Origin of the sequence: Pseudomonas sp. MAG002Y (genome assembly GCF_019400845.1) — a bacterium.
Taxonomy (GTDB): domain Bacteria; phylum Pseudomonadota; class Gammaproteobacteria; order Pseudomonadales; family Pseudomonadaceae; genus Chryseomonas; species Chryseomonas luteola.
Genome location: NZ_WOEJ01000002.1, coordinates 458,267 through 470,716 on the forward strand (window position 1 = coordinate 458,267; position 12,450 = coordinate 470,716).

At 57.7% G+C, this 12,450-nt stretch carries 11 protein-coding genes; 5 read left to right on the forward strand and 6 right to left on the reverse strand.

Annotated features, from left to right (window positions below; all coding sequences use genetic code 11):
• Positions 1–23 precede the first annotated feature (23 nt).
• The gene (locus GM154_RS05030; protein WP_010795525.1) at positions 24–263 is read right to left on the reverse strand and encodes a hypothetical protein; all 240 of its coding nucleotides are present in this window, start codon (positions 261–263) and stop codon (positions 24–26) included.
• Between the two features lie 25 nt (positions 264–288).
• The gene (gene ada, locus GM154_RS05035; RefSeq protein WP_219651172.1) at positions 289–1,350 is read right to left on the reverse strand and encodes a bifunctional DNA-binding transcriptional regulator/O6-methylguanine-DNA methyltransferase Ada; all 1,062 of its coding nucleotides are present in this window, start codon (positions 1,348–1,350) and stop codon (positions 289–291) included.
• A 186-nt stretch (positions 1,351–1,536) separates the two neighbouring features.
• Between ada and GM154_RS05040 the strand changes: the two genes are divergently transcribed.
• The 5 genes from GM154_RS05040 to GM154_RS05060 all read left to right on the forward strand — a co-directional run bounded on the left by GM154_RS05040 (position 1,537) and on the right by GM154_RS05060 (position 6,742).
• The gene (locus GM154_RS05040; RefSeq protein ID WP_074822667.1) at positions 1,537–2,295 is read left to right on the forward strand and encodes an ABC transporter substrate-binding protein; all 759 of its coding nucleotides are present in this window, start codon (positions 1,537–1,539) and stop codon (positions 2,293–2,295) included.
• A complete protein-coding gene (locus GM154_RS05045; RefSeq protein ID WP_219651173.1) occupies positions 2,286–4,202 on the forward strand; it encodes a sensor domain-containing diguanylate cyclase in 1,917 nt (638 codons plus the stop codon). The genes GM154_RS05040 and GM154_RS05045 overlap by 10 nt, the downstream gene beginning before the upstream one ends.
• A complete protein-coding gene (locus GM154_RS05050) occupies positions 4,199–4,936 on the forward strand; it encodes an ABC transporter substrate-binding protein (RefSeq protein ID WP_219651174.1) in 738 nt (245 codons plus the stop codon). The genes GM154_RS05045 and GM154_RS05050 overlap by 4 nt, the downstream gene beginning before the upstream one ends.
• 166 nt (positions 4,937–5,102) lie before the next feature.
• Positions 5,103–5,732, forward strand: coding sequence for a phosphatase PAP2 family protein (locus tag GM154_RS05055; protein ID WP_073449899.1), 630 nt, complete (start codon positions 5,103–5,105; stop codon positions 5,730–5,732).
• Between the two features lie 146 nt (positions 5,733–5,878).
• Entirely contained in the window at positions 5,879–6,742 is an 864-nt protein-coding gene (locus GM154_RS05060; protein WP_019364929.1) for an oxaloacetate decarboxylase, read from the forward strand.
• Between the two features lie 77 nt (positions 6,743–6,819).
• Here GM154_RS05060 and cyoB read toward each other — a convergent pair whose 3' ends face one another.
• The 4 genes from cyoB to GM154_RS05080 form a co-directional block, all read right to left on the reverse strand.
• Positions 6,820–8,844: a cytochrome o ubiquinol oxidase subunit I gene (cyoB, locus tag GM154_RS05065; protein WP_219651175.1), complete on the reverse strand. Its 2,025-nt coding sequence runs from the start codon at positions 8,842–8,844 to the stop codon at positions 6,820–6,822.
• A 187-nt stretch (positions 8,845–9,031) separates the two neighbouring features.
• Positions 9,032–9,442 carry a Cu(I)-responsive transcriptional regulator gene (gene cueR / locus GM154_RS05070; protein ID WP_219651176.1) on the reverse strand — a complete coding sequence of 137 codons (411 nt, stop codon included), beginning with the start codon at positions 9,440–9,442 and terminating at the stop codon, positions 9,032–9,034.
• The gene (locus GM154_RS05075) at positions 9,439–11,838 is read right to left on the reverse strand and encodes a heavy metal translocating P-type ATPase (protein ID WP_219651210.1); all 2,400 of its coding nucleotides are present in this window, start codon (positions 11,836–11,838) and stop codon (positions 9,439–9,441) included. The genes cueR and GM154_RS05075 overlap by 4 nt, the downstream gene beginning before the upstream one ends.
• A gap of 51 nt (positions 11,839–11,889) precedes the next feature.
• Positions 11,890–12,423: a cytochrome b gene (locus GM154_RS05080; protein ID WP_219651177.1), complete on the reverse strand. Its 534-nt coding sequence runs from the start codon at positions 12,421–12,423 to the stop codon at positions 11,890–11,892.
• Positions 12,424–12,450: the final 27 nt, after the last annotated feature.

A 12,450-nucleotide genomic window follows, 5' to 3' on the forward strand; every position in this document is an offset into this window, starting at 1 on the left:
GTTATGAGGCGCAATACAGCGCCTCAGGCCACTTCCTGAATACAGACATCACTTAGCCCAACCTCAACGGCACGTCGCTCGATGCTGGGCTGAGCATGCAGCTCCCAAGGGGCATCCACCACACCGGTGGGCTCGGGGACATGCTTGATCAGTAGCTGCATGATGGCCTGCTCCTGAGTGATGGGTTCAAAACTCTCCATCTGTTCTTCGAGCGGCTCGCCATTAAAGCGGTAGTGAATGGCGTAACGGTGCAGGTTATGCATAACGATCTCCTTGAAGGGCCTGTACCTAGATGGACCGCGGCGGCGCCTTACTCGTTTCAATCATTTCGGTCTCGCGCTTGAGTAGCGTCTCCTTGCGCGCAACGCCCCAGCGATAACCGGTCAACGCTCCGCTGGCGCCGATGACGCGATGACAGGGCACCAGCAGGCCCAGGGTGTTACTGGCACAGGCGCGGGCAATGGCGCGTGGATGACTGTCCAGTTCTACAGCAAGCTCTCCGTAGCGCCGGGTCTCGCCGGGCGGGATCTGCATGAGGGCCTGCCAGACCCGTTGCTGAAAGGCACTACCCTGCATATCCAGCGGCAGGGCATACACCTGGGTCGGCTTATCGAGCTGAGCATGGACATGGGCAAGCTCATCGGCCAGGGCGGCATCGTCATGCTCGCAATGGGCGGCGGCAAAGCGCTCGGCCAATTCCCGTTCAAGCGCTGATGCCTCGTCCCCAAACAATACGGCGCAGAGACCACGGGAGGTCTTGGCGACTAATACCAGCCCAAGTGAACAGATAGCAATGCCATAACGGATGTGCTCTCCTGCACCCTTGCGCCGACGTTGCGCCAGCGCCAGGGCGTTGGGCTGTTCATAGACAGCGCGGCTGCTGCCATACCCACTGGCTAGCGCAGCTTCCAGAACAGTCTCCGCTCGAGGCAGGTTGGCCTGCAGACGCTGCTGGCGACGGGCTTCAGCCCAGGCGCGGGGTGTAAGCCCGGTACGCTGTTTGAACAACCGGGCCAGATGCGAGGGTGAAAGCCCAATGCGCGAGGCCAGTTGATCCAGGGAGAGCGGCTGCTCGGCCTGGTCGAGCAGGGCACATGCGGCCTGAATCAAGGCGTCCTGCTGCTTAACGGGGCTTTCCCGGTCCGGCTGACAGCGTTTACAGGCGCGATACCCGGCTGCCTCTGCCTCGCGTGGCGTTGTGTAGAACGTCACACGCTCCTGACGAGGGCGACGGGCAGGGCAGGAGGGGCGGCAATAGACGCCGGTGGTCTGGACCGCAAACACGAATCGGCCGTCATGGGCCGTATCGCGGGTACAGACAGCGTTCCAGCAGAGGTCGATGTCGAGCATGGCGGGGATCTCATCTCGTCAGGGTTTGGATGATTGTCGGCTTCCAGGCCGCGGTGGGCAATCCGGTTCACGCTTTCAAATCCGTACAGGCACGCTCCGTCCGAGACGAATAAAGATTTGTATCACTCGAGCGATACCCTCTCACAGTTAACACGAAACTAGCCTATGGGCTTCTGGGACCAGGCAATGAGCCAGATCAAGACCGCACTGTTTTTTCTGACGCTTCTCATGGGCGGTCTGCAACCTGTTCAGGCCCACGAGGTAGCGCTGCGCGTCGTGACGGAAGAGCTGCCGCCTTACAACATGACCATTTCCGGCAAGCTGACCGGCTTTAGTACAGAAGTTGTAGAGGCTGTATTGGTCCAGGCCGGACTCAACGGGGCCTTTCAGTCAATGCCCTGGGCCCGCGCCTACGAGACGGCGCTGCACGATGAAAATGTCCTGATTTATTCGATTGCCCGTACACCCCAGCGGGACGGGCTATTCAAATGGGTTGGCGTCATTGCTCCAGCTCAATGGGGGCTATTCAGTGACCGTACGCGAAATATTTCTCTTAATGCACTTGAGGATGCCAGGCGCTATCAGATCGCTACGGTACATGGTGATGTAGGTGAACAGTATTTGCAGTCCCGCGGCTTTTCCGTGGGACTGAACCTGCAATCCAGCAATACCTATGCGCAAAACTACCAGAAGCTCAAGCGTGGACGGGTGGACCTGTGGGTCGCCAATGCCGTTATGGCCAAGTATCTGGCACGGCAGGCAGGTGAACCGTTTGATGACACCGTGACTCAGGTTTATCCACTGACCGATATCGGACGCAACGAAGGGCTGTATATGGCTTTCAGCGCCCGGACGCCCGATGAAGTAGTCGCCCGAGCCCGAGAAGGGTTCGAGCAGATCAAGCGTAACGGTATCTATGAGGCATTGAAAAAGAAATGGCTGTAGATACCGATAATACTCATGCAGAGCTGCCGGAGCACTGGCAGCAGGGACGACACTCGCTGGGCTGGCGTCTGGTAGTTGTCACGCTGGGGTTCTGTTTTTTTTTCACGCTGATCACCGTTGGGGTTCGTACCTGGGCGGTGTGGCACGAGAATGTCCATCAAATGGACATTGAGTTGGGGCTGATCGAGCAGGTCTACCAGCGCACCCTGACCAAGGCCATCTGGGACATGGATCAGGAGTCGGTCGAGGCGCATCTGGACAGTGCCGTTCATATCGCGTCGGTGGCGCGCGTGCAGCTGACCGTGTTTTCCGCTCAGCAAACGCCGATCGTTCAGGTGCGCTCCCGTACCGGATGGATCGAGTCAAACCTGGCTCCGATGCGCCAGGTTCCTCTGGTCTTTTCACCGTACGCCGGGAGTAGGGAGACTGTTGGGGCGCTGAGACTCTATGGCAATGAAGAGCTGCTCTGGTCTGAACTGAAATCGGTCGTGGTGTCAATCGTCGGGTTCCAGCTCCTGCAATCCATGCTGCTGGCCGGCCTGATCATTCTTATGTTCAGCCGTCTGGTCACGGTACATATCCGGCGTATTGCGCTTCACTTGGCTGAGTTGAGCCCCGAGCGGCTTCACCTTCCCTTACGGCTTTTTCGTTCTGCCGGGCGCGAGGACGAATTGACCCTGTTGGTACAGGGGATCAATCAGCTACAGAACAACCTGTCCGGGTATCTGGGGCGGCAACATGTGTACGAAAAGGAGTTGGCCGCGCACCGGGATCAGTTGGCCGAGCGCGTACAGGCCCGTACGGCGGAGTTGCAACGTCTGACCGAGGCGCAGCACATGGTGCTGCTGTTGTCCAATCGGCTTATCCGTGCGCCGTATGAGCGGCTGGAGCTGTATCAGCAGTCCTGCCTGAGCGAAGTGGCCCAGCGTCTAGGGGCCTGTTATGCCCTTTGGTATATCCGTGAGGAGTCGGGCAGTTATTTTCGTCTGGCCATGCACTGGTGCTGTGAAACCCACGCCGTCCCGGAAAACCAGATCAACGCAGCGCAGCTGGCGCATCTGGAGGTACTTCTTGATCAGGGCGAGCCGGTTACGTTCACTTCCGGCAAGGCGCTTACCGATGTGCTGTCAGCGTATGGTGCTGCCGCCTTCCAATTATTGAATGCCGAAGCCACTGCATTTGTCCCGGTAGGAGCTGGCGATGAGCAGCTGGGGTTTCTGGTGTTCATTCGCAAGCAGGTTATCGACGTCTGGCAACCCGATGAGCACGCTTTGTTGGCCATGACGGCGCAAATGCTGTTGCACAGCACCCGGCATCGCGTGCAGCTGGGCGACATCATGCAAACCCAGGAGGCGTTGCGGGAAGCCAATGCTCAGTTGAAAGCGCTTTCGCGGAGCGACCCGCTGACGGGGTTGCCCAACCGGCGGTATTTCGATGAGGTCAAAGACGTTGAGTTCAGCCGTGCTCAGCGTTCGGGCCAGCCCCTGTCCGTGCTGATGTGCGACATCGACTACTTCAAGCGCTACAACGACACCTATGGACATGCCCAGGGGGATGAGTGTCTGCGCTTGGTGGCGGCGGCCATGAAGGCCAGCATTGCGCGGGCGGGTGATCTGGTCGCGCGCCTGGGTGGGGAAGAGTTCGCTGTTCTGCTGCCGGCTACAGACAAGGCTGCGGCGTACCTCTTGGCAGAGCGATTGCGTCAGGCTGTCTGTGACTTGGCTATTCCTCATGACGAATCGTCTGTCGCACCCATCGTCACCCTGAGCATCGGACTGGCCACGTTCGAAGCAGGCATTTCCAGCACCTTTCATGAGCTGCTCGAACTGGCTGATCGATCCTTGTACCAGGCGAAAGGGGATGGTCGTAATCGGGTGGTGAGCGCCACATTCAGGAAGACGTTATGAAAATTGGAAAATGGATGGCACTGCTGGCGGGGATGGTTGGTACTCATGTCATGGCCGAGCCGATTCAGGTGGTTACCGAAGAAAGCCAGTTCATTACAGTCAAAAATGGGCGTATTGGAGGGGCGGCAACAGAGGTCGTTGAGCTCACGCTGAGTCGGGCCGGGCAGACGGACTACAGGATTGGTCTTTACCCTTGGGCAAGGGCCTACGATATCGCGACCAACCAGCCAAACGTTCTTATCTATCTGGTTGCCCGGACACCGCAGCGTGAATCCTTATTCAAATGGGTAGGGCATGTAACGAGCATGCAATATTACTTTTACAAGCTAAAGTCCCGTACGGATATTGATCCGCAGAGCCTGGAGGATGCGCAGCAATACAGCGTAGGTGTGATGCGTGATGATTTCCGGCATCAGTATCTACTGCACCATGGGTTTTCCCGGTTGGTGATATCAGCTGGGGTTGAAGAGAACTTTCAAAAGCTCATCAATGGACAGGTGCAGCTGGCACCGCTGACGGAAAGCAGCGCCGCCCACGAGTGCGCCCGAAAGCATTTTGACTGTACCGAATTGGAACAGGTTGCAGCGCTAGGTACCATTGAGGCGGAACTGTACATGGCTTATAGCGTGGCAACGGATGATGCTGTCGTGGAAAGCACCCGCACCGCCTTCGGACAGCTCCAGCAGGAAGGTGTTGTCGACAAGATCATTGGTACGCTCACGAACAACCATTGAGAAACCTGCTCGCTGCATTACGAATTGATGCAGGTCTCGTCTTTACCGTAACGCATTGCCGGTTATTTGCAGGAATACACACCTTGGCAATCCGGTGATCACTTGCGCCGACATGCCGTTATCCTAGGGTGTCTGAGGGTTGTTTTTGTAATTAAGGGATTGAGCAATGCAGGCTTTGACAACCATTACCAATTTTGGTGATTCCTCGGTCATGTTGCCGTGCGCATTCATTATTGCTCTATGGCTGTGGCTTGGCGCTTCACGCCGTACGGCACTGCTCTGGCTGTCGTTGTTTGGTGGGGCATGCCTGCTGGTAGCAATTTCTAAGATGGCTTTCTTTGGCTGGGGTATTGGCATCCGCGCCTACGACTTCACCGGCTTTAGTGGACACTCCATGCTGGCCTGCAGTGTCATACCGGTTCTGTTCTGGCTGTTGGCAGCCAAGGCCCGGTCTGTCGTGCGCTGGGTCTGTGCCGGAGCCGGGGCGCTCTTCGCCCTCGCGATTGCGGTCACCCGAATCAAGTTGGGGTTTCACTCGGTTTCCGAAGTGGTTACCGGGGTGCCGATCGGCTTTGCAGCCAGTGGTGTCTTTCTCTGGCTCATGCGTGATCGAGCGGTTGTGGTGAAATCAAACCTGGCTGTCATTGCCAGCCTGCTGGCCCCCTTGCTGGTGCTCTATGGGCTCAATGCACCAACCCAGCATTTCATGGAAGATGTCGCAACCAAGCTGGCCAACGGTGCGAACCCCTATACGCGTGCTCATCAGCGTGCAGGTGTTAAGCCGATAGGCGATTAGACCTTAGTAGGGTGTATGATGGTACATCCCGAGGAGTGACAGCTGCCATGGAGCAATCTTCTCCCGTACAGCTGTCATAGAAGCATAGATGGTGCGCTCGTGTGTCATCGGCTTCGAATCCATCAGCCCTGTCCAATGGAGGTCTTATGGCCACACCTTCGCAGCATGAGTTGCGAAAGCAGTTTCGTGCATTGCTTGAATCCAATAAGTGCTATGACGTTGGTTCGGTATTCGATCCGATGTCTGCCCGCATCGCGGCCGATCTAGGCTTCGAAATGGGTATCCTGGGTGGATCTGTCGCATCGCTCCAGGTTCTGGCTGCACCTGACTTTTCCCTCATTACCTTAAGCGAATTCGTTGAGCAGGCGACCCGTATCGGTCGTGTTGCGACACTGCCCATCATTGCCGACGCCGATCATGGCTACGGTAATGCCCTGAACGTCATGCGCACTATCGTCGAGCTTGAGCGCGCCGGTGTGGCAGCCTTGACCATCGAAGACACCCTACTGCCTGCCCAGTATGGTCGCAAGTCCACCGACCTGATTCCACTGGATGAAGCTGTTGGCAAGATCCAGGCCGCTCTGGCAGCCCGTATCGATCCAGCACTGAGCGTGTTTGCCCGGACCAATGCCGGTGTCTTGAGCGTTGAGAAAACCATCGAGCGCGCCCGTGCTTATCAGGATGCAGGCGCCGATGGCATCTGCATGGTGGGTATCAAGGACTTCGATCATCTGGAGCAGATTTCGCAGCACCTGAGCGTGCCGCTGATGCTGGTTGCCTATGGCAATCCCGAGCTGCGTGATTTCGAGCGTCTAGCCAGCCTGGGCGTGCGTATCGTTCTAAATGGCCATGCGGCCTATTTCGCCGCTATCAAGGCCACCTACGACTGCCTGCGTGAACAGCGCGGCATCCATGCTTCCGACCTGAGTGCTTCCGAACTCTCGACGAAGTATTCCACGCTTGATGAGTACCGTGTCTGGGCACGTGACTACATGAACGTGAAAGAGTAAGGCGCTTCTTCGCGTCCCGACTCCAGTGAGCCCGACTGCCTGCTGAACGGAGAACTTCCACTCAGCAGGCGGGCCGCTTAAACCACCGTATACGCCTTGGGCGATGCCGCATCCTCCTGACTCACCCCCGTACACTGCTCCCGCTGCGCCTTGTGCGCTTCCTCCATGCGGGCCACATCTGCAGCCTTGATGTAATAGCCGTGATCGTCCTTGAAGCTATGCAGGATGGCAGTGGCAATCATGCCGATAAATCCCAGAATGGCCATCCACCAGATGTACCAGATCAGACCAAAGCCCAGCACAAAGCTGAATCCGGCGATGATCAGCCCGGCGCCGGTGTTGCTCGGCATGTGGATATCCTTGTAATCCGCCTGGTGCTTTTCCCTGACGCCATGCTCTTTCATGTCCAGATAGGCATCAATGCCATGGACTTCCGGCAGCTCGGCAAAGTTATACGGAGCTGGAGGCGAGGCTGTGGACCATTCCAGCGTACGGGCATCCCAGGGATCGCCGGTCAGATCCTTATTGTGGGCGCGCTGGTGAATGCTGACGAGCAGTTGGGCTATCTGGCAGATGATGCCGCACAGGATGGTCAGGGCACCGACAGCTGCCACGATCAGCCAGGGATGCCAGTCTGGATTGGCATAATGGTTGAGGCGGCGCGTCATGCCCATGAAGCCCAGCACATAAAGCGGCATGAAGGCCAGGTAGAAGCCGACCACCCAGAAAAACAAGGCATAGCGGCCAAGCCTTTCGTTCAGGGTGAAGCCAAACATTTTGGGAAACCAGTAGGTGATGCCGGCAAAGTAGCCAAACAAGACGCCGCCAATGATTACGTTGTGGAAGTGGGCCACCAGGAACAGGCTGTTGTGCAGGACGAAATCAGCCCCCGGGACGGCCAGCAGCACGCCGGTCATGCCACCGATGGTAAAGGTCACGATAAAGGCAACGGTCCACAGCATCGGGGTAGTGAACTGAATCCGCCCCTTGTACATGGTGAACAGCCAGGTAAAGATCTTTACGCCGGTTGGAATGGCAATGATGCTGGTGGCAATGCCAAAGAATGCGTTGACGTTCGCTCCTGAGCCCATCGTGAAGAAGTGGTGCAGCCATACGAGGAACGAGAGCACCGTGATCGCCACCGTAGCCCAGATCATCATGTTGTAACTGAACAGGCGCTTGCGGGTAAACGTCGCGGTCACTTCGGAGAACACACCAAACGCTGGCAGGATCAGGATGTATACCTCGGGATGGCCCCAGGCCCAGATGAGGTTCACGTACATCATGGCGTTGCCGCCCAGTTCATTGGTGAAGAAGTGCATTCCCAGGTAGCGGTCCAGACTCAGTAGCCCCAGGGTTACGGTCAGGATCGGGAAGGCTGCCAGAATCAGCACGCTGGTACAAAAGGCCGTCCAGGTAAAGATCGGCATTTTCATCAACGTCATGCCGGTGGTACGCATCTTCAGGATCGTGACGAAGAAATTGAGGCCGGTCAGGAGCGTGCCGAGGCCTGAGATCTGTAAGCTCCAGATGTAGTAGTCCACGCCAACGCCAGGGCTGTACTTGATCCCTGAGAGCGGCGGATAGGCGACCCAGCCCGTCTTGGCGAACTCGCCCAGGCCGAGCGATAGGTTGACCAGTACTGCTCCGACAACGAACAGCCAGAAACTGAGCGAGTTGAGGAACGGGAAGGCCACGTCACGTGCACCAATCTGCAGCGGTACTACCACGTTCATCAGGCCGACCACCAACGGCATGGCCACGAAAAAGATCATGATCACGCCATGGGCGGTAAAGATCTGGTCATAGTGATGCGGAGGCAGGTAGCCCTCTGCGCCACCCGCCGCAATGGCCTGCTGGGCACGCATCATGATTGCATCCGAGAAACCACGAAGCAGCATTACCATGGCGACGATGATATACATCACGCCGATTCGCTTGTGATCGACCGAGGTCAGCCACTCCGACCACAGCCAGCGCCACTTGCGAAAATAGGTGAGTGCACCCACAGAGGAGAGGGCCACCAGAATAATGAAACCGATGGCGCCCATGATAATAGGCTCATGAATCGGAATGTCCGATACACTGAATCTTCCGTACATTCGCGTTGCTCCTCCAATGTAACTAGGCGTAATGACCTGAACGCTGGAGATTTCGTTAGTTCCACTCAATACCCTATCAAACTCGCCTCAGGTCTTTTTGCAGGTCTGTGTCTAGGGTGAGGCTCAGCGAACATTGGCGGCACGAAGCGAAAAGAGCGCATGCCTTCAGTGCTGGTCCTGGTATCGCTCAAGAACTGCAATGCCGACAGGACGCTTTGCCCAGCGAGTCCAGAATGGCGCATTCAGGATGTTCGTTGCCCGGGCACTGATCCACCAGCTGTTGAAGAGTGTCACGCAGGCTCGCCAGTTCAGCGATCTTGCGGTTCAGCTCATCCACATGGGCGCTGGCCAGGGCCTTGACCTCGGCACTGGCGCGGTGTCGATCACGCCAGAGCCCCAGGAGCCTGCCGACTTCCTCAAGCGAAAACCCCAGGTCTCGTGAGCGCTTGATAAAGGCCAGCGTCTCCAGATCACTGGTGCGGTACTGTCGATAACCACTGGCGCTGCGCCCGGCTGGGTCCAGCAACCCGATGTTTTCGTAGTACCGGAGCATCTTGGGGGTAAGCCCGCTTGCACGGGCGGCTTGGCTGATGTTCATGACTGACTCATCTTCTCTGGTTGCCAACGTTTGAGCAGTAAAGCGTTACTGACAACGCTCACGCTGGAAAAGGCCATAGCAGCCCCGGCGAAGACCGGGTCAAGCAGGCCAAACGCCGCCAGCGGAATACCAATGACGTTGTAAATAAAGGCCCAGAACAGATTCTGGCGGATCTTGCGATACGTACGACGGCAGATATCCAGCGCCCCTGGCACCAATGCCGGGTCGCCATGCAACAGGGTAATCCCGGCGGCATGCATGGCGACATCCGTCCCGCTGCCCATGGCGATACCCACATCGGCGGCCGCTAGGGCGGGTGCGTCGTTGATCCCGTCACCCACCATCGCCACACAGCGACCTTGCGACCTAAGCTGTTGTACGACCGCGGCCTTATCGGCTGGCAGCACTTGGGCATGAACGTCTCGAATACCGGTCTGCCGTGCAACAACCCTTGCGCTGCCTTCGGTATCACCTGTGATCAGATGACTGCTGATATGGTACTTTTCAAGCGTGGCAATTGCATGACCCGCTCCCGGCTTGAGCTCATCTCCAAAGGCTAGAAGGGCCAGTACCTTTGGTTCGGGCTGCTGCTCAATCAGCCAGGAAAGCGTGCGACCTTCTTCTTCCCAGGCGTTGGCCTGAGCGATAAGCGGACCTTTATCAAGCCCCAGCTCATGGAGCAATCGCCCGTTAGCCAACGCCAACTGCCGGTGGTCGATCTGGCCCTGAATACCGCGCCCCGGCAGGGCGCGGATATTCTGCGCAGCAGGTGCGTCCAGCAGGTTCTGCTCGCAGGCAGTGAGAACGGCCTGAGCCAAAGGGTGTTCGCTACCGCGTTGCAGGCGGGCCGACAGGGCAAGTGCCTCTTTCTCACTTACGGTATCTGTCGCCAAATGAATCAGGCGAGGCTGCCCCGAGGTCAATGTACCGGTCTTGTCAAATGCGACGGTATCCACGGCGTGGGCTATTTCCAGCGTCTGCGCATCCTTGATTAGGATGCCGTGGCGTGCCGCGACGCCTGTTCCTGCCATAATGGCCGTAGGCGTGGCCAACCCCAGGGCGCAGGGGCAGGCAATCACCAGAACGGCGACGGCATTGATGAGCGATGTTTCCCAGCCTGCGCCTGCCAGCAGCCAGCCAACCAGCGTCAACAACGCGATACCCAGCACGACGGGGACGAACACCTCACTGACGCGATCGACCAGACGTTGAATGGGCGCCTTGGCGGCCTGGGCGTCCTCTACCAGCCGAATGATACGCGACAGAACGCTTTCATTGCCTAATGCGGTCACACGAACCGTCAGCACACCCTCGCCATTGATGGAGCCTCCCGTGACACGATCACCCGGTCCTTTGCCCACTGGACGACTTTCTCCACTGATCAAGGCTTCATCGGCGTAGCTGTCTCCAGACTCCACGAGACCATCGACGGGTATCCGTTCACCGGGGCGGATACGTACCCGATCGTCTATCTTGAGCTCCGCCAGACTGACGTCCTGCTCCAGTCCGTCTTCGGACAACTTTAAGGCCCGCTCCGGTCGCAAGGCTTGCAAGGCACGGATGGCATCACCGGTCTGCTGCTTGGCGCGGCTTTCCAGGTATTTGCCCAGGCGGACCAGGGCGATAACCACGGCAGCCGCCTCGAAATACAGGTGCGGCATGCTGTTGGACGGGGCGCTCCACCACTGGTACAGGCTAAGGCCGTAGGCTGCGCTGGTGCCAAGGGCAACCAACAAGTCCATATTGCCGGAGCGAGCCCGCACAGCTTTCCATGCAGCCACATAAAAGCGCGCGCCCAGCAGAAACTGAACGGGTGTTGCCAATACAAACTGCACCCAGGGCGGCAGCATGGCATGGATACCCAGCGGCTGCAGCAGCATCGGCACAATGAGGGGAAGGGCCAATAACAAAGCGAGTATCAGGGCACCGCGTTCCCGGGCCAAACGCTGCCCAGCCGTTTTATCATCATGGGTAGTGGCAAGTCGCGCCTCATACCCCGCCTTGCCGATGGCGGCCAGGAGCAGGCTTGAATCTGTTCCCGGTATCAGCTCGACATGGGCCTGTTCGGTCGCCAGGTTCACGCTTACGGTATTGACACCCGGAACCTTGCGCAGCGCGCGCTCGACCCGGTTGACGCAACTGGCGCAGGTCATGCCGGTGATATCAAGTTCGAGCGACTCGGTAGGAACGCTATATCCTGCGCGTGTAATGGCTTGCTGCAAGATAGGAAGCGATCCCTCTGGTGCGTGGACCCGGACACGCTCATTGGCCAGATTGACGCTGGCGTTTTCCACACCTTCAACTTTTCTGAGCGCACGCTCCACCCGGCCGGCGCAGGCCGCGCATGTCATGCCGTGTACGGGTAGATCGAATTCGGTCATGGTTAATCTCCTCATCATAGGATAGAGGATCAACCTTGACCTCGTGTTAAGGTCAAGCCCTGCCGATCAATCCTTGATCAGGGGCAACATGCCGGGCAATACCCGGTCCCGACGCGCCACGTAGTGCCAGATCGCCATGCTGGCATGTCCTAGGATCAACAGGATAAACGCATACTGCACGGTGACATGAACCTGCTTGGCTGCACTGCGAAGCGCTTCAGGCAAGGGCAGAGGGCCAAAGCTGAACAACCAGAAGTAGTTGACGGAGCGAGCACTGAAAATAAGCCCTGTGATGGGCATGAGAAAAAGCAGCGCATACAGCACCGCATGCCCCAGCTTGGCCTGTTTCTGCTGAAGCACGGCATTCGGCGGCAACAGGGCTGGTGAGCCATGTTTGAAGCGAACCAGCAAGCGGATCACGGCCAGAGCCAGAACGGTAATGCCCAGCGATTTATGCAAAATAAAGACGCCGGCGCTCCCGCCCAGTAGCCTACTGAAAAAGTCTTCGAAATAGGGAAGTGAAATGATGAGAATGACCAGAGGCGCCGTCAGCCAATGCAAAAGAATCTGTGCATTCGAATAGCGCGGCAGTGTAGCCATGAGCGAGTCCCTATCCGCACGGTGTAG

Coding starts and splice junctions, on each gene's coding strand:
- ada (WP_219651172.1), bottom strand. CDS start 1,350: ATGCTCGACATCGACCTCTGCTGGAACGCTGTCTGTACCCGCGATACG.
- GM154_RS05045 (WP_219651173.1), top strand. CDS start 2,286: ATGGCTGTAGATACCGATAATACTCATGCAGAGCTGCCGGAGCACTGG.
- GM154_RS05055 (WP_073449899.1), top strand. CDS start 5,103: ATGCAGGCTTTGACAACCATTACCAATTTTGGTGATTCCTCGGTCATG.
- cyoB (WP_219651175.1), bottom strand. CDS start 8,844: ATGTACGGAAGATTCAGTGTATCGGACATTCCGATTCATGAGCCTATT.
- GM154_RS05060 (WP_019364929.1), top strand. CDS start 5,879: ATGGCCACACCTTCGCAGCATGAGTTGCGAAAGCAGTTTCGTGCATTG.
- cueR (WP_219651176.1), bottom strand. CDS start 9,442: ATGAACATCAGCCAAGCCGCCCGTGCAAGCGGGCTTACCCCCAAGATG.
- GM154_RS05040 (WP_074822667.1), top strand. CDS start 1,537: ATGAGCCAGATCAAGACCGCACTGTTTTTTCTGACGCTTCTCATGGGC.
- GM154_RS05050 (WP_219651174.1), top strand. CDS start 4,199: ATGAAAATTGGAAAATGGATGGCACTGCTGGCGGGGATGGTTGGTACT.
- GM154_RS05080 (WP_219651177.1), bottom strand. CDS start 12,423: ATGGCTACACTGCCGCGCTATTCGAATGCACAGATTCTTTTGCATTGG.
- GM154_RS05075 (WP_219651210.1), bottom strand. CDS start 11,838: ATGAGGAGATTAACCATGACCGAATTCGATCTACCCGTACACGGCATG.
- GM154_RS05030 (WP_010795525.1), bottom strand. CDS start 263: ATGCATAACCTGCACCGTTACGCCATTCACTACCGCTTTAATGGCGAG.